24 protein-coding genes are annotated in these 20,433 nt (G+C 51.8%); 20 read left to right on the plus strand and 4 right to left on the minus strand.

The window, feature by feature from the left end; genetic code table 11:
• Nucleotides 1–67: 67 nt before the first annotated feature.
• A complete protein-coding gene (locus IB286_RS11400) occupies nt 68–2,188 on the plus strand; it encodes a molybdopterin-containing oxidoreductase family protein (RefSeq protein ID WP_190765635.1) in 2,121 nt (706 codons plus the stop codon).
• Nucleotides 2,189–2,262: 74 nt separating this feature from the next.
• Nucleotides 2,263–3,618 (plus strand): MBL fold metallo-hydrolase, encoded by a 1,356-nt coding sequence (locus IB286_RS11405; protein WP_190765637.1) that lies wholly within the window; start codon nt 2,263–2,265, stop codon nt 3,616–3,618.
• An 18-nt stretch (nt 3,619–3,636) separates the two neighbouring features.
• Here the strand turns inward: IB286_RS11405 and IB286_RS11410 are convergent, their stop codons facing one another.
• Nucleotides 3,637–4,521 (minus strand): LysR family transcriptional regulator, encoded by an 885-nt coding sequence (locus tag IB286_RS11410; protein WP_190765639.1) that lies wholly within the window; start codon nt 4,519–4,521, stop codon nt 3,637–3,639.
• Between the two features lie 150 nt (nt 4,522–4,671).
• On the opposite strand from IB286_RS11410, the gene IB286_RS11415 reads away from it, so the two are divergent.
• From IB286_RS11415 to IB286_RS11440, 6 genes are all read left to right on the plus strand, one after another.
• Nucleotides 4,672–5,331, plus strand: coding sequence for a histidine phosphatase family protein (locus tag IB286_RS11415; RefSeq protein ID WP_190765641.1), 660 nt, complete (start codon nt 4,672–4,674; stop codon nt 5,329–5,331).
• A 36-nt stretch (nt 5,332–5,367) separates the two neighbouring features.
• A complete protein-coding gene (locus tag IB286_RS11420; protein WP_190765643.1) occupies nt 5,368–6,591 on the plus strand; it encodes an acyl-CoA dehydrogenase family protein in 1,224 nt (407 codons plus the stop codon).
• A 9-nt stretch (nt 6,592–6,600) separates the two neighbouring features.
• Nucleotides 6,601–7,626, plus strand: a complete 1,026-nt coding sequence (locus tag IB286_RS11425) for a phosphotransferase family protein (protein WP_190765645.1) — start codon at nt 6,601–6,603, stop codon at nt 7,624–7,626.
• A gap of 224 nt (nt 7,627–7,850) precedes the next feature.
• A complete protein-coding gene (locus tag IB286_RS11430) occupies nt 7,851–8,621 on the plus strand; it encodes an SDR family NAD(P)-dependent oxidoreductase (RefSeq protein ID WP_190765647.1) in 771 nt (256 codons plus the stop codon).
• Between the two features lie 83 nt (nt 8,622–8,704).
• On the plus strand, nt 8,705–9,469 hold the full coding sequence (locus tag IB286_RS11435) for a crotonase/enoyl-CoA hydratase family protein (protein ID WP_190765649.1): 765 nt from the start codon (nt 8,705–8,707) through the stop codon (nt 9,467–9,469).
• Nucleotides 9,470–9,490: 21 nt separating this feature from the next.
• On the plus strand, nt 9,491–10,726 hold the full coding sequence (locus tag IB286_RS11440) for an acetyl-CoA C-acetyltransferase (protein ID WP_190765651.1): 1,236 nt from the start codon (nt 9,491–9,493) through the stop codon (nt 10,724–10,726).
• A 111-nt stretch (nt 10,727–10,837) separates the two neighbouring features.
• Here the strand turns inward: IB286_RS11440 and folE are convergent, their stop codons facing one another.
• Nucleotides 10,838–11,392, minus strand: coding sequence for a GTP cyclohydrolase I FolE (gene folE, locus IB286_RS11445; RefSeq protein WP_223826331.1), 555 nt, complete (start codon nt 11,390–11,392; stop codon nt 10,838–10,840).
• A 108-nt stretch (nt 11,393–11,500) separates the two neighbouring features.
• On the opposite strand from folE, the gene prmB reads away from it, so the two are divergent.
• From prmB to IB286_RS11470, 5 genes are all read left to right on the plus strand, one after another.
• Nucleotides 11,501–12,433 (plus strand): 50S ribosomal protein L3 N(5)-glutamine methyltransferase, encoded by a 933-nt coding sequence (prmB, locus tag IB286_RS11450; RefSeq protein ID WP_190765655.1) that lies wholly within the window; start codon nt 11,501–11,503, stop codon nt 12,431–12,433.
• 75 nt (nt 12,434–12,508) lie between these two features.
• On the plus strand, nt 12,509–13,606 hold the full coding sequence (aroC, locus tag IB286_RS11455; protein WP_190765658.1) for a chorismate synthase: 1,098 nt from the start codon (nt 12,509–12,511) through the stop codon (nt 13,604–13,606).
• Nucleotides 13,607–13,622: 16 nt separating this feature from the next.
• Nucleotides 13,623–14,792 carry an MFS transporter gene (locus IB286_RS11460; RefSeq protein ID WP_190765660.1) on the plus strand — a complete coding sequence of 390 codons (1,170 nt, stop codon included), beginning with the start codon at nt 13,623–13,625 and terminating at the stop codon, nt 14,790–14,792.
• A gap of 59 nt (nt 14,793–14,851) precedes the next feature.
• Nucleotides 14,852–15,283, plus strand: a complete 432-nt coding sequence (locus IB286_RS11465; protein ID WP_190765662.1) for a hypothetical protein — start codon at nt 14,852–14,854, stop codon at nt 15,281–15,283.
• A gap of 6 nt (nt 15,284–15,289) precedes the next feature.
• Entirely contained in the window at nt 15,290–15,529 is a 240-nt protein-coding gene (locus tag IB286_RS11470; RefSeq protein ID WP_190765664.1) for a hypothetical protein, read from the plus strand.
• 23 nt (nt 15,530–15,552) lie between these two features.
• Here the strand turns inward: IB286_RS11470 and IB286_RS11475 are convergent, their stop codons facing one another.
• Entirely contained in the window at nt 15,553–16,068 is a 516-nt protein-coding gene (locus IB286_RS11475) for a glycine cleavage system protein R (RefSeq protein ID WP_190765666.1), read from the minus strand.
• A gap of 150 nt (nt 16,069–16,218) precedes the next feature.
• Between IB286_RS11475 and IB286_RS11480 the strand changes: the two genes are divergently transcribed.
• The 4 genes from IB286_RS11480 to IB286_RS11495 all read left to right on the plus strand — a co-directional run bounded on the left by IB286_RS11480 (nt 16,219) and on the right by IB286_RS11495 (nt 17,559).
• The gene (locus IB286_RS11480) at nt 16,219–16,437 is read left to right on the plus strand and encodes a YheU family protein (RefSeq protein ID WP_317889747.1); all 219 of its coding nucleotides are present in this window, start codon (nt 16,219–16,221) and stop codon (nt 16,435–16,437) included.
• Nucleotides 16,438–16,500: 63 nt separating this feature from the next.
• Entirely contained in the window at nt 16,501–16,764 is a 264-nt protein-coding gene (gene tusA, locus IB286_RS11485; RefSeq protein ID WP_190765670.1) for a sulfurtransferase TusA, read from the plus strand.
• A 160-nt stretch (nt 16,765–16,924) separates the two neighbouring features.
• On the plus strand, nt 16,925–17,167 hold the full coding sequence (locus IB286_RS15805) for a type II toxin-antitoxin system HigB family toxin (RefSeq protein ID WP_223826345.1): 243 nt from the start codon (nt 16,925–16,927) through the stop codon (nt 17,165–17,167).
• Nucleotides 17,164–17,559 carry a helix-turn-helix domain-containing protein gene (locus IB286_RS11495; protein ID WP_190765674.1) on the plus strand — a complete coding sequence of 132 codons (396 nt, stop codon included), beginning with the start codon at nt 17,164–17,166 and terminating at the stop codon, nt 17,557–17,559. Before IB286_RS15805 ends, IB286_RS11495 begins: the two co-directional genes overlap by 4 nt.
• Before the next feature lie 53 nt (nt 17,560–17,612).
• On the opposite strand, the gene IB286_RS11500 is transcribed toward IB286_RS11495, so the two are convergent.
• A complete protein-coding gene (locus IB286_RS11500) occupies nt 17,613–18,293 on the minus strand; it encodes a hypothetical protein (RefSeq protein WP_190765678.1) in 681 nt (226 codons plus the stop codon).
• Between the two features lie 55 nt (nt 18,294–18,348).
• On the opposite strand from IB286_RS11500, the gene IB286_RS11505 reads away from it, so the two are divergent.
• From IB286_RS11505 to IB286_RS11515, 3 genes are read left to right on the plus strand one after another with little or no spacing between them, the layout of a single operon-like run.
• Nucleotides 18,349–18,927 (plus strand): gamma-glutamylcyclotransferase family protein, encoded by a 579-nt coding sequence (locus IB286_RS11505; protein ID WP_317889748.1) that lies wholly within the window; start codon nt 18,349–18,351, stop codon nt 18,925–18,927.
• Entirely contained in the window at nt 18,920–19,495 is a 576-nt protein-coding gene (locus IB286_RS11510; protein ID WP_190765680.1) for an elongation factor P hydroxylase, read from the plus strand. Before IB286_RS11505 ends, IB286_RS11510 begins: the two co-directional genes overlap by 8 nt.
• Nucleotides 19,492–20,424: a 5'-3' exonuclease gene (locus tag IB286_RS11515; protein WP_190765682.1), complete on the plus strand. Its 933-nt coding sequence runs from the start codon at nt 19,492–19,494 to the stop codon at nt 20,422–20,424. Before IB286_RS11510 ends, IB286_RS11515 begins: the two co-directional genes overlap by 4 nt.
• Nucleotides 20,425–20,433 lie beyond the last annotated feature (9 nt).

A 20,433-nucleotide genomic window follows, 5' to 3' on the forward strand; every position in this document is an offset into this window, starting at 1 on the left:
GCAAATTCTGAAATGATGCTTGTGCCATACTGGGCGCAAGCATTTTTCGAGTTTGGGGAAAATAATAATGACGCAATCCGTGCCGACCTTTTGCCGTATCTGTGAACCTTCTTGTGGTCTTCTGGCCGATGTAGAAAATGGAGCCGTCACCCGACTCCGGCCTAACAAAGCGCATCCCGTTACCAAGGGGTTTGCCTGTCACAAGGGCATTAATTTTCTCGATGTTCACAACGATCCAGACCGTTTGGGCTTTCCGCTAAAGCGCCAAAATTCCCGTGCGGAATTGCCTGCGAGCTTTGCGCAAACCGATTGGGATAGTGCTATTGGTGAAATTGCCAGCAAACTGACCGCGATTCGTGGACGCTATGGCGATAAATCCATCGCCGGATATATGGGTAATCCCATGGCTTTTAACAGCACTGGCCAGTTGGAAATTCCCGGTTTTTTCAAAGGTCTGAATGGCCGCTTTTTCAGCGCGTTGACACAGGATTGCGCCAATAAGCTAGCCGCCAGCGAAGTGATTTACGGCAGCGGCAATTTGCATCCGGTTCCGGATTTGGATAACACCGATTACTTCCTGTGTTTGGGAGAAAACCCCCGCGTTTCCCATATGAGTTTTTATTCGGTGGCCGATCCCATCAGCCTGTTGCGTGGTGTTATCAGTCGCGGCGGCCGAGTGATTTATGTGAATCCGCGCAAGATTGAATCGGTCAGTCCAGCCACCGGTGAATGGCAGCCAATCCGCCCGGATTCCGATCTGTATTTTCTCGCCGCCTTGCTCAATACCATCGATGCCGCTGGCGGCTTTGATGAGCAGGTGATCGCCCGTCACGGCAAAAATATTGAGGGCCTGCGCCGCTTTATTCAGCCTTACACTGCTGAAGCCGTAGCCGAACTTACCGCCATTCCGGCGGCGCAAATTCGCCAAATTGCACAGGATTGGATGGCCGCGCCTCGGGCATCGGTGCATATGTCTACCGGTGTGAATATGGGGCGGCAGGGCAGCCTGTGCTATTGGCTGGTGCAAATGCTGAGCTTTGTTACCGGTAACTTGGGGCGAGAGGGCGGCAATATTTATAGCCGGGGTTTTTATCCGTCCACCCAGTTTGGTGCGCTGCGCAATAGCGAGGGGTTTAATCCCTGGCAGCAGAGTGCGCAGGGTGAATTTCGCGAGGTGGCCGGCAATCTGCCCGGTAATTTGCTGGCCGATTATATTCACGATGAGCAGCAGCCGATTCGAGCGCTGATTGTCGTCGGCGGTAATCCGCTATTGTCGGTGGGCGGAGAAGTGCGCCTGCGCGAGGCGTTTCCAAAGCTGGAATTGCTGGTGGTGATTGATATTTATCGCAGCGCCACGGCGGAATATGCCGATTATCTGTTGCCCGCAACCGATTGGCTTGAGCGCGAAGATATTAATATGACTGGGGTCGGTATGCAGTCGCAGCCCTTCGTTCATTACACAGAAGCCGTGGTTGCCGCCCGCGATCAGCGTAAACCCGAGTGGTGGATTCTGGCAGCCATTAATCAAGCCATGGGCCTGCCTTCGCTATTGGATGCTGACGAGCCACAACCCCTGCGTAAAATCGATGGGCTATTGGCTATGGCGGGTTTGACTCGTCAAACCTTGCTGGAGAAATCGGCCCAGACTCAAGTCTGCGATGTGCCCGCACCGGAATTATTATTTAGCGAGGGGCTGCAGTTTGCCGATCAGCGAGTGGATTGCGCGCCGGCCTTGTTTGAGCCTGCGTTTGACGAGGCGCGCAAAATTTTTGAGGAATCCACGGCGGACACGCAGCTCCGCCTAATCAATTTACGAACGCCTTATATGCACAATAGTTGGTTCCAAAATGTGCAGAAATTGAAGCGCCCCGCGCATCAGCGTAACCCTTTACATATCTCACCAGCCGATGCCGAGCGTTTGAATTTATCGGATGAGCAGACGGTGAAAGTCAGCAATCAATGGGGTGAAATCACCGCTGAAATTAAGCTTGATGACAGCCTGCATACCGGTGCGGTGGCGATGACCCACGGCTGGGGAAATCAGCGCTCCTTTGGTTTGTCGGTTGCCCAGCAATATCCCGGCGTCAACGTAAACCAGTTACTACCAACCGGCCCCGGCAGTTATGAAAAGCTCAGTAATCAGGCCTTTATGAGTGGTGTACCCGTACAAGTAGAGGCGCTTGCATAAAATCCCTATCGCCCATTGCTGCCCAGTTCGACTAAGATTTGCAGAGCAGATGATGGAAGAAAAGGATAATTAAAATGGCAAAGCTGATATTTCTGGGTGGTACGGAAACGGTCACCGGCTCCAAATACTTATTGGAAACCGATACCACCCGTGTATTGATCGATTGCGGCTTATATCAGGGCTATAAATGGCTGCGGGAGCGCAATTGGCAAACCCTGCCATTGGATATGGATTCCCTTGATGCGGTGATCTTGACCCACGCCCATCTCGATCATTCCGGTTATGTGCCAGTCTTGTACAAGCGCGGTTATCGCGGCCCGGTATACTGCCATCCTGCTACCAAAGCACTGTGTCAGGTATTGCTCACCGATAGCGGCCATATTCAGGAAGAAGACGCTCGATTTTACGCCCGCCATAAAATCGGTAAACACCAAAATCCTGAGCCACTTTACGATCGCCATACCGCCGAGAAATCGCTGTCGCTGTTTAAAACGGTAGAGTTTGAACAGCGCTGGTCCGTGGGCGATATCCATTTCCGCTTACAAGCCGCAGGCCATATTCTGGGTGCCAGCAGCGTGATTGCAGAAGTGGATGGTAAAACCATTGGCTTCTCCGGGGATGTTGGTCGCCTGAATGATGAGATTAATTTGGCGCCGAAAGCGCTGCCGAAACTCGATCATCTACTGCTGGAATCTACATACGGTAATCGCCGGCATCACCAGGGCGACAGCCACGAGCAACTTGAGGAGATTGTCACCCGAGTGGCGAAAAGTGGCGGCGTCTTGCTGATTCCTGCGTTCGCAGTGGGGCGCACGCAAACCATACAGTTGTTGCTGCGGGATTTAATGGATCAAGGACGTATCCCCAATTTGCCGGTGTACCTAGATAGCCCGATGGCGATTGATGTTTCAGAAATTTACTGTCGCTTTACCGATAATCACCGGCTCGACCAAAACCAATGCCAGCGCATGAACGGGGTTGCCACCCAGACTCGCGAAGTCGATGAATCAAAGGCGCTGTCAGAAATTCAATTCCCCCACATCATTATCGCCGGCAGCGGTATGGCTACCGGCGGGCGAATTTTGCATCACTTCAAACGTTTACTCGGCAAACCCAATACCGTGGTTTTATTCACCGGTTATCAGGCGGGTGGTACCCGTGGTGCAAAAATGCAGCAGGGCGTAGATGCGGTCAAAATTCACGGTGAATGGTATCGACTTAAAGCCTCGGTAGAAGTCTTACATGGCCTGTCTGGCCATGCGGATTATGAAGAGATTGGTCAGTGGTTAGATCAGTCTGAGGTGGATAAAAACACCCAAATTCATCTGGTGCACGGCGAGGCCGAAGCGCTGGAGGCTCAGCGCGAATACCTATGCAAAAAGGACTATTGTGTGTCAGTAGCCGGTTATCGAGACGTTCTACATATTTGAGGAGATTAATTACTGCGCCTAGATTTTTAAGAGATTTGTGATGAGTTCTCTCAGCCACTGATTGAGCGGATCGTGATCACTGTTCTTATGCCAAAACAGGTGCATTTCCAGGGGCGGCACCGGGAACGGCAGCGGGCAGTGGTGCAACTGCCAGCCGCTCACCATTATACGAGGCACGGCAGCAAGATAATCAGTTGAGGCAATCACTTGGGGCAGTAGGCTGTAGTGCGGAATACGCAGTGCAATTTCCCGCTGCTGGCCCAGCGAGCGCAGGGCAATATCGATCGGGGTTGCGCCCCGAGCCCGGCTGGAAACCTGAATATGGGGTGCGGCCAGAAAATCCTCAAGACTAATCGGCTGTTTCGACAGCGGGTGATCCCGGCGCATCACACAAACATAATCTTCTTGCGCTAAGGGTTGTGACAGTAATTCGTTGCTGCTTAGCAGCGGCGCATCAATACCGAGCTGCAAATCGCCCGCAGCCAGTGCCAGTGGCACATCTCTACGGTTTTGAAACTGAATCTCCAGTCGCAGGTGCGGCGCTTGTTCAATCAATTTAGGCAGTAATTTAGGCAGCAGCAGGGCGCTGGCCTGTTCGGCGGCGTGCAGGCGTATCGTTTCATTGCTGGTGGCGGGGTCAAAATCCAGGCGAGCCTTAACACAGTCGTCCAGTGTTTCTAGCGCCTGTCTTACCGGGTTAATCAATTGTCGGGCCAACGGGGTGGGGCTAACGCCACCGGGGCTGCGTACAAATAAGGGATCGTCAAATAGGTCTCGCAGCCGCGCCAGTGCATTGCTAACGGCGGGTTGGCTTACATGTAATATTTCTGCGGCCCGAGTCAGGTTATGCTGGCTATAAATAGCGTTAAATACCGCGAATAAATTGAGGTCAACTTTGCTCATAGTGCGCAATCAAAATAATAAGTTTGAGTGATAATTGTATATTGAAATAATAAATTTTAATAATGCTTTGGCCCGCGCTAGCATGGGCGCTGTTTTTAATACGTCTCGCACGTTATTAAGCGTGTTCGGGGCGGTGATAAAGGATGTTCCATGTCGGAAATTTTGATTGTTCGTCACGGTCAGGCTTCGTTTGGCACCGATGACTACGACCGCCTTTCTGAAACTGGCTGGCAGCAGTCTCGTGTTTTAGGCGCGTTTCTGGCCGAGGCGGGGTATCAATTTGATGCTTGTTTTACCGGCGATATGCGCCGTCACCGCGAGACCTTATCGGGCATCTCTGAATCCTTTGCTGAATTGCCGGTAGCGACCGAGTTGCCGGGTCTGAACGAATATGATTTTCATACCATGGTGTCCAGCTACGGCCGGCTAGTGGGTGAAATCATTGATCAGCGCGATCCGCGTATCTTTTATCAGGCCTTGCGCCAAGCGATGTTGGCCTGGAGTCGCGGTGAGCTGAGCGATATTCCAGAAAGCTGGGACAGCTTTGAGCAGCGCGTACAAAGCACGCTTTCCGCCATTGCTGAGCCGCAGGGGCGAGTGCTAGTGGTAACGTCTGGCGGTGCCAGTAGCGCGATTTTGCGCACGGTATTAGGCGTGGATGTGGCGACCATGATTGAGTTGAATTTACAGGCCCGCAATACCGCCGTGAGCTATTACTTTTGTAAAAATGGCCGCTTTAAACTCAATAGTTTTAATACGGTGTCTCATTTGGATAACCCGCAGTATCGTAATTTGATCACCTACACATAAGTTATTTTTTCACTGAATAGAACAAAGGAAATTGCCATGGATCTGACTACTTCGCCCAAGGGCCAGGAAATTCTCGCCAAACTGCAGGTGTTTTTTGACGAGCATATTTACCCCAATGAGCAAGCCTATGCGGAACAACTGCATCACGCAGAAAACCGTTTTGCGGTGATGCCGTTGATGGATGAGTTGAAAGACAAGGCCAAGGCCGCCGGTCTGTGGAATCTGTTTGTGCAGGAAGACCACGCCGAGTATTGCGAGCACGGTGGTCTGAGCTTTTTGGATTACGCGCCAATCTGTGAACTGATGGGTCGAGTATTGTGGTCGCCCGAGGTGTTTAACTGTAACGCGCCAGACACCGGCAATATGGAAGTGTTTATGAACTTCGGCACCAAGGAGCAAAAAGAAAAATGGCTGAAGCCCTTGCTCAATGGTGAGATTCGCTCGTCTTATGCGATGACTGAGCCACAGGTTGCCAGCTCCGATGCCACCAATGTGCAATTGAGTATTGTGCAGGAAGGCGATGAGTGGGTGCTGAATGGTCGCAAGTGGTTTATCACTGGCGCGATGAATGAGCGCACTAAAATTTTCATCGTTATGGGTAAGTCTGACCCCAATAACGAAAGCCGCCACCTACAACAGACTCAGGTTTTGGTGCCGAAAGATACCGCCGGTCTGAAAATTATTCGCCCGCTGACCACGATGGGTTATGACGATGCGCCTATCGGCCACGCAGAATTGGTATTTGAAAACGTGCGGGTTCCGGTAGAAAACGTATTAGCTGGCCCCGGCCGTGGTTTTGAAATTGCTCAAAGCCGTTTGGCTCCCGGACGTATGCACCACTGTATGCGCCTGATCGGTATTGCCCAGCGCTCATTGGAGCTGGCATGTCAGCGCGTTGAAAACCGCAGCACTTTTGGTCGTAAGCTGAGCAAACACCAATCTATTCGCGAAGAAATTTCGCGCTGCTTCTCTGAAATTGAAATGGCCCGTTTGCTGGTGCTGAAAACGTGTAAAACCATCGACGAAAAAGGCCCGATGGCCAGCACCGATATGATTGCTGCCACCAAAACTACGGTGCCGCTGATGGTACAAACTATTATCGACCGCTGTATGCAAATGCACGGTGCAGGCGGTTTGACGGAAGATTACTGCATGGCCGAAGGCTTTAACTATGCGCGTTGGTGCCGTCAGGCCGATGGCCCAGATCAGGTGCACCAAATGGCACTGGGCAAGCAGATCATCACGCGTTACGCCGGTTAAGGGGGAGTCATGTCTGCATTTGAACTGGATACAGAAAGCCTCAACCGCTATCTGGAAGCCAATGTTGCCGGGTTTGAAGGCCCGCTAACGGCGGAGAAATTTGCCGGTGGCCAATCTAACCCGACGTATTTGATTGATGCCAAAAGTGGTCGCTATGTGCTGCGCCGCAAGCCACCGGGAAAACTGCTGGCCTCGGCACACGCGGTAGATCGCGAATACCGGGTGATGAACGCGCTGGCCTCAACGCCAGTGCCGGTGCCCACCATGCGTATTCTCTGCGAAGACGAAAGCGTGATTGGCTCGATGTTTTATCTGATGGATTTTGTCGAAGGTGAAATCCATTGGAATGCGGCACTGCCTGACCACACAAAAGAGCAGCGCACCGCTATGTACAACAGCATGAATAAAGTGCTGGCGGATTTGCACAATGTGGATGTAGAGGCGGTGGGCCTAGCTGATTACGGCAAGCCCGGTAATTATTTTGAGCGCCAAGTCGGTCGCTGGACCAAACAATACCGCGCCAGTGAAACCGAAACCATTGCCGAAATGGAAACCATGATGAGCTGGCTGAGTGAAAACCTGCCGGCGGATGATGGTCAGGTATGCCTCGCCCACGGCGATTTCCGTCTCGACAATATGATGTTCGAGAAGGGCGGCAGCAATGTAGTTGCCCTGCTGGATTGGGAATTGTCGACCTTGGGCCACCCCTATGCGGATCTGGCTTACCAGTGCATGCAGTGGCGTTTGCCCGGCGATGCGGCGATTCCCGGTTTGGGTGGCATCGATCGCAGCGCATTGGGGATTCCCACCGAGCAGGAATATGTGCAGGCTTATTGTGAGCGTCGCGGTATTGCCAAGATTGAAAACTGGGAGTTCTATCTGGTGTTTTCTTTCTTCCGCTTGGCGGCGATTCTGCAGGGCGTACTTAAGCGTTCTATCGACGGTAATGCCTCTAGCCAAAAAGCGCAGGATTACGGTGCTATGGTGAAACCATTGGCGGAGCTAGGCGTAGCCACAATCGAGCAGGGCGCATAAGATATTGGCGCCGAGTATGGGGCTAAATCCCATGCTCGGTTGTAACATTATGTCAATTTTTTGTGAGCGGCGATCATTGTTGTGGGCTGTAAAACTGACTGAGAATAGCCGCCGCATTCCTTAATGTGCCGTTTTTCTTAGATTTTCAGGGTGCTACTTGATACTGAGATCAGCGGTAAAAATTAATCAAGGTGGTGTCAGCCACCAAAATCGAGGAGATAAGCATGGATATTAATGGAAAAGTTGCCATCGTTACTGGTGGTGCGTCAGGTCTGGGTGAAGCAACTGTACGTGCCTATGTTGCCAAAGGCGGCAAAGTTGCCATCTTCGACATGAACGAAGAGCGTGCTAACAACATCATCAACGAACTGGGTGCTGACAAAGTTGCGTTCTACAACGTAAACGTTGCTGACGAAGAGTCTGTACAAAACGCCGTAAACGACGTTGTTGCTAAATTCGGCGCGATTCACATTTGTAACAACTATGCCGGTATCGGCAACGCCATGAAAACTTACAGCAAAAAAGGCGCGTTCCCACTGGATGCCTACAAAACTGTAATCAACGTTAACCTGATCGGTACCTTCAACGTTGCGCGTTTGGTTGCTGAAAAAATGGCTCAAAACGATCCATACGAAGGCAATGCTCGCGGCGTAATCATCAACACCGCTTCTGTTGCGGCTTACGAAGGCCAAATCGGTCAGGTAGCTTACTCTGCCTCTAAAGGTGGTGTTGTTGGTATGACTCTGCCAATGGCTCGTGACCTGGCTGACTACGGTATTCGTGTAAACACTATCGTTCCTGGTCTGATTCACACTCCACTGTTTGAATCTCTGCCAGAAGCAGCTTACAAATCTCTGGAAGCCAGCGTGGTTAACCCACAGCGTCTGGGTCGCCCAGAAGAAATCGCTCACCTGTCTGTAATGATGGCTGAGAACGAGTACATGAATGGCGAATGTATCCGTTTGGATGGCGCCATCCGTATGCAGCCTCGCTAAGACTGCTAATTTAAAAGCCCCCGCTTAGGGGGCTTTTTTTTCTTTAAAGAAAGGTTTGGAATTCATAAGAAGGAGAACATGCCATGTCTGAAGCAGTGTTAACTGAAGTTGAAAACGGGATTATGGTGGTGACCATCAATCGTCCCGAAGCGAAAAATGCCGTTAACTTGGCAGTGGCCAAAGGCATTGCCGCGGCAATGGACGAGCTGGACAGCAATCCAGAAATCCGCGTTGCTATTCTGACCGGTGCGGATAACAGCTTCTGTGCAGGTATGGACTTGAAAGCATTTGTCACCGGTGAAATGCCAATCATCCCCGGCAAAGGGTTTGCTGGTCTGTGTGAAGCCTCTCCCAAGAAGCCACTGATCGGTGCCGTAGAAGGTTACGCGCTGGCGGGTGGTTGTGAGTTGGCGCTGAGCTGTGACCTGCTGGTTGTGGCCGACAACAGCAAATTTGGTATTCCAGAAGCCAAGCGTGGTCTGGCTGCCGCTGCCGGGGGTTTGATGAAACTGCCGCGTATGATTCCAAGCCGTATCGCTATGGAGCTGGCGCTGACCGGCGATTTTATTGATTCTGCCCGCGCCTACGATCTGGGTCTGGTAAATCAGGTTGTTCCAGCAGGAACCACACTGGAAGCGGCAAAAGCATTGGCAGCCAAAATCGTGGCCAATGCGCCAATGTCGATTGAAGCCTCCAAGCGCGTGATTATGGAACAAGTCGATTGGTCAACCGAGGAAATGTTTGCCAAACAGCAAGCGATTGTTGATCCGATTTTTGTTAGCCACGATGCCACTGAAGGTGCCAAAGCGTTTGCAGAAAAGCGCGCCCCGAATTGGTTGGGTAAGTAAGTTTAACTCGAGGATATGACGATGAGAGAAGCATGGATTATTGACGCCTGCCGCACCCCACGCGGTATTGGTAAAGCAGGTAAAGGTGCACTGGCGGGTATTCACCCTTCAAATCTGGGTGCCTCGGTACTGAAAGCACTGGCTGAGCGCAACCAGCTCGACACCTCGCAAGTTGACGACATCATCTGGGGCACCAGTTCACAGCGTGGCCAACAAGGTAACGATCTGGGCCGTATGGCGGCGTTAACTGCCGGCTACGATGTGCGCTCAAGCGCCGTGACTCTGGACCGTTTCTGCGGCTCAGGTATCACCACCGTAAACTTGGCGGCGTCTACCATTGGTGCAGGCTTTGAAGAGTGTGTGATTGCCGGTGGTACTGAAATGATGTCCAACTACGGACACGAGGGCAATATGGGCCCCGCGTTTATGGACAACGGTAACCTGCAACTGCGCGAAATTCACCCACAGCCTCACCAAGGTGTGTGTGCCGATGCGATTGCAACATTGGAAGGCATTAGCCGTGAAGCACTGGACGAGCTGGCCGTAGTGAGCCAAGAGCGCGCTGCCAATGCAATTGCCAACGGTCACTTCGACAAGAGCTTGATCTCGGTATACCGCGAAGACGGCACATTGGCGCTGGATAAAGAAGAATTCCCACGTCCCGGCACCACTGTTGAAGCACTGTCGCAACTGAAGCCCGCCTTTGAAGGTCTGGCTAACCACCCACTTGATGAAGCCGGCACCACTTACGCCAGCCTGATCAACAAGGTGTACCCCGATCTGAAAATCAGCCACGTTCACCACGGCGGCAACTCCTCTGGTGTGGTTGACGGTGCGGTTGCCATGCTGATGGCCTCACCTGAATACGCGAAAAAGCACGGCCTGAAGCCACGCGCTAAAATCGTTGCTTTCGCAAACATGGGTGATTCTCCAACCCTGATGCTGAACGCACCTGTGCCTGCAACGCACAAAGTATTGGCTAAAGCTGGCCTGACGATCGACGATATCGACCTGTTCGAAATCAACGAAGCGTTTGCGGTTGTTGCTGAAAAGTACATCCGTGACCTGAATCTGGATCGCAACAAAGTCAACGTGAACGGCGGTGCAATGGCTCTGGGTCACCCCATTGGCTGTACCGGTGCCATGCTGATCAACACCGTTCTGGACGAACTGGAACGTCGCGACCTGAAACGCGGTTTGGTTACCATGTGTGCGGCCGGCGGCATGGCCCCTGCGGTGATTATCGAGCGCGTTTAAGTTCGTTGTGCTGCCGGGAGTGCTTGAGCTTAGGCTTCCGGGAGTTACAAAGCTTTGGAAGTAAAAAGGCGGCTACATTAGCCGCCTTTTTTTGTGCCCGTTTTTATGGGTTTACTTGCCTACCAGTGCCAGAAATTCTTTACGAGTCGCGTGGTTGTCTTTAAAGACACCAAGCATGGCGCTGGTGCGCATTACCGAATTCTGTTTTTCCACGCCGCGCATCATCATGCACATATGCTTGGCTTCGATAATCACACCGACACCTTCAGCGCCAGTGACTTCCATCATGGTGTTGGCGATCTGGGTGGTCAGGCCTTCTTGAATCTGTAAGCGGCGGGCGTAGAGGTCAACAATACGCGCGACCTTAGACAGGCCCAGTACTTTGCCATTGGGAATATAGGCGACATGGGCGCGGCCGATAAACGGCAACAGGTGGTGTTCGCACATGGAGTACAGTTCAATATCTGAAACCACCACCATTTCGTTGCAGTCAGATTCAAACAACGCGCCGTTAACCACGTCGTCTACTTTGCGCTGGTAGCCAGAGGTTAAAAATTGAAACGCCTTGGCGGCACGCTTGGGGGTGTCTTGGAGGCCATCGCGGGTCAGGTCTTCACCGATCGCTGAAATGATCTCTGCGTAAGATTTTTCCACTGTATTATCCATTATCAAATTTTCGCCGCCCATCATAACAAATGGTTTTCGCGGGAAGAAAGCGAAACCCGTGTAGAATACGTTGCCCGGAACAGTGGCAGATCACCCAAGGACAAAAAAATGACCGTCTCCCCAGAACAGCGACTGCAGAAATGTGCTGATGAGCTGCATACCGTTAGGGATTTTATTCGCTTTGGTTTGAGCGAGTTTGCTCGCGCCGGTTTGTTTTTTGGTCACGGCACGGACAATGGTTACGACGAGGCCATGGTACTGGTGTTTCATGCCCTGAATTTGCCCATGGACTTGCAAGAGCAGGTGTTGGATTGCCGTTTGGTCAGCGAAGAAAAACAGCAGGTTTTGGCTCTGTTTGATCGCCGGGTAGCTGAGCGTTTGCCCGCCGCCTACCTCACGCGAGAGGCGTGGTTTTGTGGTTTGTCTTTCTATGTGGATGAGCGGGTTTTGGTGCCGCGCTCGCCCATTGCCGAGTTGATTGAACAGCATTTTTCGCCCTGGCTGCTTGGGGTAGAGCCGACTCGGATTCTGGATTTGTGCACTGGCAGCGGCTGTATTGGTATTGCCAGTGCTTACGCGTTTGAAAATGCCGAAGTGGATTTGGCTGATATTTCCAGCGATGCGCTGGATGTGGCGCAAATCAATATTGCCCGCCATGAATTGGGGCATCGGGTTCAGGCTCGTCAGTCCGATGTGTTTGATGGGCTGGGTGATACCCGCTATGACCTGATTGTGAGTAATCCGCCTTATGTGGATGCGGAAGATCTGGCGGATATGCCTGATGAATACCACCGGGAGCCGGTCTTGGGTTTGGCCGCTGGCGGCGATGGCTTGGATATCGCCCGCCGTATTTTGCGTGAGGCCGCCGGGCATTTGAATCCCGGTGGCTTGCTGGTGGTTGAAGTCGGCAATAGCTGTATTGCCTTGGATGAGGCTTTCCCGAATGTGCCTTTTACATGGTTGGAGTTTGAGCGGGGCGGCCACGGCGTGTTTACCTTGAGCCGGGAGCAGTTGGAGCAATATCAGGCGGAGTTTGCCTAAGTCGTTCACGCTAGAATAAGCGGTTAGGCGCGGTTTTGCGTATAATCCGCGTTCAGATTTTTGCAGGTTGAGATTATGTCGGGAAATTCCATCGGAAAATTATTCACTGTGACCACCTTTGGGGAGAGTCACGGCTTGGCATTGGGGGCCATTATTGATGGCTGTCCTCCGGGCTTGGAATTGACTGAGGCGGATTTACAGATCGATCTCGATCGCCGCAAGCCCGGTACTTCGCGCTATACCACGCAGCGCCGTGAAGATGATGTGGTGAAGATTTTATCTGGTGTATTTGAGGGTAAAACCACCGGCACTTCTATTGGCTTGCTGATTGAAAACACCGATCAGCGCTCCAAAGACTACAGCAAAATCATGGATCGCTTTCGCCCCATGCATGCCGATTACAGCTACGAGCAAAAATACGGCATTCGCGATTATCGCGGTGGTGGCCGTTCTTCTGCGCGTGAAACCGCCATGCGTGTTGCCGCTGGCGCGGTAGCAAAGAAATATTTGGCGGAGTACTGCGGCGTGCAGGTGCGCGGTTATCTTTCCCAGCTGGGCCCAATCAAAGTAGAAAAAGTGGATTGGGATATTGTGGAAACCAATCCGTTCTTCTGTCCCGATGAATCCAAAATTCCCGAGATGGAAGATTTTATGCAAGCTCTGCGTAAATCGGGAGATTCCATCGGTGCGCGCTTAACGGTGGTCGCTTCAGGTATGCCGGTAGGCTTGGGCGAGCCGGTTTTTGATCGTTTGGACGCAGATGTAGCCCATGCATTAATGGGCATAAATGCCGTTAAAGGTGTGGAAATTGGTGCCGGCTTTGACTGCGTTACTGCCAAAGGCAGTGAGCATCGCGATGAGCTGACTCCGGACGGTTTTACCTCCAATAACGCCGGTGGTGTCTTGGGCGGTATTTCTTCTGGGCAGGATTTGGTGGCAAGCATTGCCCTTAAACCTACCTCCAGTATTTTGGTGCCGGGCAATACCATTAACAAAGATGGCGAAGCGGTCGAGGTGATTACTACCGGTCGTCACGACCCCTGTGTGGGTATTCGTGCGGTGCCGATTGCTGAGGCTATGGTGGCCATTGTGTTGATGGATCATCTGCTGCGTGACCGTGGGCAAAATGCGGGTGTGCATAGTGCAACGCCAATAATTCCGGCGTCATCTTGATTTATCGGGAGTAGCAATGGCGGCGGCATTGCCGTATTGGCGGCTCTCGGGTTTTTATTTCTTCTACTTCGCCCTGTTAGGCACTTGGCTGCCTTACTGGGCCTTGTACCTTAAATCCCTCGGTTTTAGCTCAATTCAAATTGGCTTTCTGTCGGCCTTGGTCATGGTGACCAAGGTCGTTGCGCCCAATATCTGGGGTTGGCTGGCGGACAGTTATCACTGTCGAACCCGAGTGATTCGCCTAGGCGCCTTATTAGCCACAGTTTGTTTTCTCGGCGTGTATTTCAGCGATGACTACTGGTGGATTTCGCTGGTGGTGGTGAGCTATAGCTTTTTTTGGAACGCGGTGCTGTCGCAGTTTGACGTGCTGACCCTAAGCCACCTTGAGGGGCGCTATGCCCGTTATTCGCTTATTCGGGTATGGGGTTCGGTCGGTTTTATTGTGGCCGTTATGGCGGTGGGCGCTTGGCTGGATTATCACCCGATCTTTGATTTATTAATCATTGTAAGCTTGTTATTAGTCGGTATTTGGCTGTGCAGTTTGCTCGTGGCCGAGCGGCCCAAAGCGACCGATATCGCTTCCCAAGCCAAGGCACCATTGTTTTCTATTCTGCGTCGGCCAGCGGTGATGGTGTTTTTTCTTAGCAGTTTTTTTCTGCAACTTTCCCACGGACCGTACTACACGTTTTTCTCCATCTTTATGGAAGACAAGGGCTACACCAAAACCATTACCGGTTTGTATTGGTCGCTGGGTGTGCTGGTTGAAGTGCTGCTGTTTTTGGTTATGCATCGGCTCCTTGCTGCATTCAGCCTGCGCAATATTTTATTGTGGAGTTTATGGCTGAGTGTATTGCGTTGGCTGATGATTGCTTATCTGGTTGATTCGCCAGTGTGTTTGTTTATTGCTCAGTGCCTGCACGCCGCCAGTTTTGGTTCCTTTCATGCGGCGGCGGTGGAAACCGTGCGGCGCTGGTTTCCCCATCATCACGGACAGGGCATGGCGCTTTACAGCGGTTTAAGTTACGGCGCGGGCGGTGCGTTGGGTGCTTACTATAGCGGCCTGCTTTGGGATGTAAGCCCCGAGTTGTGTTTTGCAATCGCGGCGGCTGCCGTAGCGGTGGCTGCATTATTATTTTGGCGTTATTTTGCCGAACCGGTCACCTTGGAAGAGATTGATGCGCAATAAGCTGGCGTCGATTTTCCGTGCTGGTTAGACTGCAATTATTTCCGCAATGAGAATAATCAATGGCGAATGAATCCGTTGTTTACGGGTGTATCACCGATATGCAGTTTGTCAGCAATGCCGATGGCATTGGTGAGCGCCGCGCTGCAAATCGCCGGGTTACTGAGTCCTTGCCGCTAGCAGAAGATTGGCCGCTTTTGTGCCGGGAGATGTTTTCCCTGCCGCAACAGGCGGTGGACTTTGGCGATTGCCAGACCGATGTTATTCACTTTGGCGCTTCGTATAAGGGCATTGAGCACGAGTGGACGGAGTGGCTGAAATTGTTTGAAGCCATGTTGCACGATATGTACTGGGTGTCTGCCACGGTGCATCTGCAAACGGCTTATAATGGCACTCATACCTTTGTGTGGCATGCCGAAGATGAGTTTCATGCACCGGGGCAGGGTGGCGGTAAGTTACGTTGTGAGTGGTTGCGTGAAGACAGCTTAAGTTAGAAAGAGATGAGTGAAGAATCCCAATTTGAGTATTTACTGCAGTGGTGGCGCCGCTTTAAACGCATAAGAACGCCACTATTAGCGGTGCTAGCAACGGCGCTGCTGGTCAGTTCAGCCGTGAATACCTTTGATGTTCCCCTGCAAGATATTCTGAATTACTTTCTGGTCTGTCTATTTGGCGTAGGCGTGTTGGCTGGTGCCGCCTTGGTGCTGGTATTTATTTTTAAATTGTTCTCGCGCCGCTAATGAAAGCGGCGCGTTGCTGAGCTTTATTCCACCAAAATATCGAGGCTGAGTTGGTCGGCAATGCTGTCCAGCGCGTCTTCCAATTGGTCGCGATTCACCGTTGCCGGCAACTCCACTTGAGCCAAGGCTTCAAACAGCGTGTCTCCGCTCATGGCGGCGCTGGTGACATTGCTGCTCATCTCTACCACATTGATCTGGTGTAGTTTCAAGGCCCGGCTGATCTCGTGAACAATACCGGGGCGATCATTACCCACCACACTGAGCTTGCAGGGTTTAACGCGCTGGCTGCTGACCTTGCTGTCGCTGTTTTGCAGGGTGATCTCAAGACCTTCACTGCTTAGCGCTTGCAGTGCGCGACGCAGCGATTCGGTCTGGTCGCTGGCTACTGTAACTCTAGCGATGCCGGCAAACTGGCCGGCCAGTTCAACCATTCGGCTTTCCTGCCAGCTACCTTGATGGGCACTGATCTGTTCAGCAATACGTTCCACCAGACCGGGGCGGTCAGCACCTATAAAAGTAAAAACCAGTGAGGTATTCACAAATCACCTTTTTATCTTGGGCATTTCCCGGTTTGGGAGTCGCCTTTCACTGTGAGGAAAAACAAAGCGCTGTTACGATACGTGAAAGCAAGGGGCGCTGTACAGCAGCAAAATCGTCGCCCCGTAACATAGTGTGAATGAGGTTTGGTAGTGAGTGATTATCTGGAAATTCCGTGGCAGAAATTGTCGGAAGATGCCCTGCAGGGGATGTTGGAAGAGTTGGTAACACGGGATGGCACAGACTACGGCGAGCGTGAGCTAAGTGAAGGTGAGAAGATTGAGCAACTGCGTGAATCGCTTATTTCCGGCAAGGCCCTGATTGCCTTTGATCCGGGTTCGGAATCTTGGGCCGTGTTGCCTAAAACGTAACACGGGCTTGTGTTTTTACCCTGAGAGCCGACAATACCGCCTCGACAATTAGTGAGTTTGCCCATGAGTTCCACCGACTTTCCCCGTGCTGATCACCTGCTCGATACCTGCGGCCTGTACTGCCCGGAGCCAGTGATGCTGCTACATAATAAAATCCGCGATATGGCGGTTGGGGAAGTGCTGGAAATTCTCGCCACTGATCCTGCTACCACCCGAGATATTCCCAAGTTCTGTAATTTTCTGAATCATGAGCTGCTGCTCAGTGAAGAGGGCAAGGTCAGCGATGAAGAGGAAGGCTACCGCTATCTGGTGCGGAAGCAGGGTTGAGGTAAGGCCTAACTCAATATTAGTAGCACCTATAAATCCAGCGCGAGCAAGTATTTTGAACAAGGAGGTTCAGTATTACGCCTTGTAATTAAAGATTACGGGGTGTAATGTTTCTTGTATGAGAGTCATCACTAATAAGCGGCTAGTTGAGTTCGCTAAGATGCACCCGCAAGCTGCAGAACCTTTGCAGGCTTGGCGTAAATTGGTGGAGTGCCGGTCGTATGTAAACTTCGCTGATTTACGTAATGTCTTTCGTGGCATCGACAAGGTGGGTGATTTACATGTCTTCAATATTGGAGGCAATAAATTTCGCCTAATAGCCTTCATACAATTTACACACCAAATTTGCTACATCAAAGCGGTGTTAACTCACGCGGAATACGATAAGGAGCAATGGAAATGAACAGGCAATCAGCTTATAAAGCTTGGTCTCAGTTTCATGCTGCTGCGGGTCTTGGTGGCGCGGATGAATATGATCGGCTTGTAGAAATGGCTGACAATATCATTGAGAGTGGTAAAGCGAATGACGGTGGCCCGATGGAAATGCTTTTTGGGCTTCTCTGTGACCGAATTGAGCAGCATGATAGGGCGCAGTTTATTATGCCCGAGGCCTCACCAGATCAGGTTGTGCGTTTCTTGATGGAACAGCATGGCTTAACTCAGAGCCAGATTCCCGAGATAGGCAATCAGAGCGCGGTTTCTCATGTTTTGAATGGTCGGCGTGATTTAACCCTTGCCCAAATCAAAGGGCTGTCATCACGATTTTCTATCCCTGCGGACATACTTATTAAATAAAAAACCAGAGCTGTGTTTTAACAAGCTCTGGTTTGTATTTCCTTTCCAGTGATTTAGGGCGTAATTAATTTACTTAAGGCCCTCGTAGCCATTACGCCGCCGCTCTTGATTTGATTAGCAATGTGATACTGGAAAAAATAGCGAAAGCCGTTTTCTTCGGTGGCGGGGTAGAGGCAGTCTGAGCCGGGCAGTATCGGCCACTCTTTGGTTTCGCTGGTATCGGCCAACATGGCGGTCATCTCGCCTTTGTCGTTTAGCTGCCAACTCACCACGGGTTCCAATTGAAAGCGGCTGTTATCTTCATGAATCAATGCGGCGTGGCTGCCGGTCAGGTCGGGAATTTCCTGCACTATTGGGCTGTTGTTTGGATATGTGGCACGAACTTCCAGCGCGCGTTGATGGTGCTCGGGGGCATCGCTGAAGCGGCGCTCGCTACGCGGGCAGTAATAGCCTTCAGCGCAGCCAGATTCGGGGTTGTCTAGGTCAATACAGCGGGCAATGCCTTTCAGCCAAGGTACTAGGGCTACCACGCTGCCGTCGGCGAGCCGGGCCCAGCACAGAATTTTAATGGCGTAGAGTTTGTCGTGGGAAAGGGCGTGATGAGAGTAAAGCAGGCATAAGCCTTCGTATTCGGGGGAAAGCTGCAGAATCTTTTGTTGGTCCACCTCTCGTGGACGGTCAGGGAAGGGAAGAATCGTTGCCGTTCGGGTGGTGCCGGGTTTACGTGGATCCATAAGACAGCTCCTAACGTAGTGGGCGGCACGCCATGTCGCAGGATGGCGACACGGCGTGCGTCGTTATCCCTTTCTGATAAAATTACCTGCACAATATCCATTTGCCAAGTATTTCTTTAAAAGCGCCGCCGTGACCCGTCCAATTTCCTTTTATTTTGCTTATGGCTCCAATATGAATCCCGCGCGTATGCAGGCACGCGGGCTGTACTTTCATACAGCGCGATCAGGCTCGCTGCCGGGATATCGGCTGCGCTTTAATAAAGAGTCCCATGCCAGCCCCGGCGTGGCCTACGCCAATATTGAACCGTTTACGACATCGTCGGTTGAGGGTGTGCTGTATGAGCTTGCCGACCCAGCGGCGATTGCCTTGATGGATGGCTTTGAGGGCACGCCGGTGCGCTACAGTCGCGAATGCCTGCATGTGCATACTGCGCAGGGTTTGGAATTGGCTTGGGTTTATTTGGCGAATCCCGCCTTTATCAACAACCAGATCATCCCTGAAAGCCGCTATTTGGCACATTTGTTAGCTGGAGAAGCCTTTCTCTCCGAAGCCTATATGCAGCAACTGCAATCGCAGGACTGCTTGCCATCCGAGATTATTGAAGGCGAGGCGGGCCTTAAATTTAATGTTTGAGGCGCACTCAATCTCAAATGGATTTGCCGAAGGGGCCGATGCTGAAAATCTGTCCCAGATTTTTGCTGACTGTTTTCAGGCATCTGAACAAACAGTATTGATCGGTGGTGCCGATGAGCCCTTTTACCAGCCCGGTGAAAAGGAAGAGCTTCATCGGCTTTATTTCCGAGAGGATTTTGCTCGCAGCGCGCTGCATGAGTCTGCGCATTGGTGTATAGCTGGTAAGGCGCGCCGTGCGCTTGCTGATTTTGGTTACTGGTATGCCGCAGATGGTCGCAATGCTCAGCAGCAATATGCGTTTGAGCAGGTGGAAGTAAAGCCTCAGGCCTTGGAATGGCTGTTTTGTAAGGCCGCGGGCTTAGCCTTTCAGGTGAGTGTGGATAATCTCGATGGTGAGTCCACCGATGATTTCCCGTTTAAATTGGCGGTTTGGCAGCAAGTTCAGTGCTATTTACAAAGTGGTTTACCAGTAAGGGCGGCGCAGTTTCGAGAGGCTTTAGCTCAGTATTTTGGTGGCCCCTTGCAGTTAATAGCAGAGGATTACCCGTTGGCCGAGTTGTGTCGATGAGTCGTCCTGAGCCAGAACTAGAACATCATGCGCTCTATGCCATGGATGCCTCGATCTATATTTTCAAAGCCTGGTTTGGTCTGCCTGAGCGATTTTACAGCTCTGAGGGATACGCCCTAAATGCCGTTGAGGGCTTTACTCAGACCTTGCTGAGAGTATTGGAGCAGCATCAGCCGCGCTATTTTTTGGCGGCTTTTGATGAAAGTCTGGGGCAGGGTTTTCGTGAAGCGCTATACCCGAATTACAAAGCTAGCCGTGCTCTGCCCGACGAGGCCTTGGCCTATCAACTTAATGCCTGCCGAGAAATCTGTGGGGCCTTGTCGGTGACCCACTGGGCCTCATCTCAATTCGAAGCCGATGATTTATTGGCAACAGCGGCGAGCGAGGCGCGTGCGCAGGGACGAGCAGTTCGAATTTTAAGCCGGGATAAAGATCTGGCGCAGATTCTTACCGCCGAACACGACTCTATTCAAGATGTCGGAGCCCCAGCTAAAACTCGTGCTCAGTGGCAGCAGGAGAGTGGCATTGATACCAAGCAATTGCCGGATTATCTGGCGCTGGTTGGCGATAGTGTCGATGATATTCCGGGGGTGAAAGGCATTGGTCCGGTCGCGGCAAAGGCAATTTTGCAGCGCTACGAAAATTTGGAAGCGGTATATAACAATTTGGCGGCACTGAAGGACTTGAGTTGCCGGGGTGCTGCGCGACTACCTGAAAAGTTACAGACAGAGCGCGAAGCAGTTTTTCTTTACCGAGAGTTATGTCGTTTGCGTGAAGACGTACCGTTGCCAGATGATTGGCAGCAGGCTCGCTTCGAGGGGGCAGAGCTTGATCGCTTTATCGCTACGGGTATGGAGATCGGTTTGCCTGAATCTTGGCTGCGGCAGCAATATAAACGCTTTCCTCAAGCATTTGCACTGCGTCATTAAGGCCGAATT

Source organism: Spongiibacter pelagi (genome assembly GCF_014705705.1).
Taxonomy (GTDB): domain Bacteria; phylum Pseudomonadota; class Gammaproteobacteria; order Pseudomonadales; family Spongiibacteraceae; genus Spongiibacter; species Spongiibacter pelagi.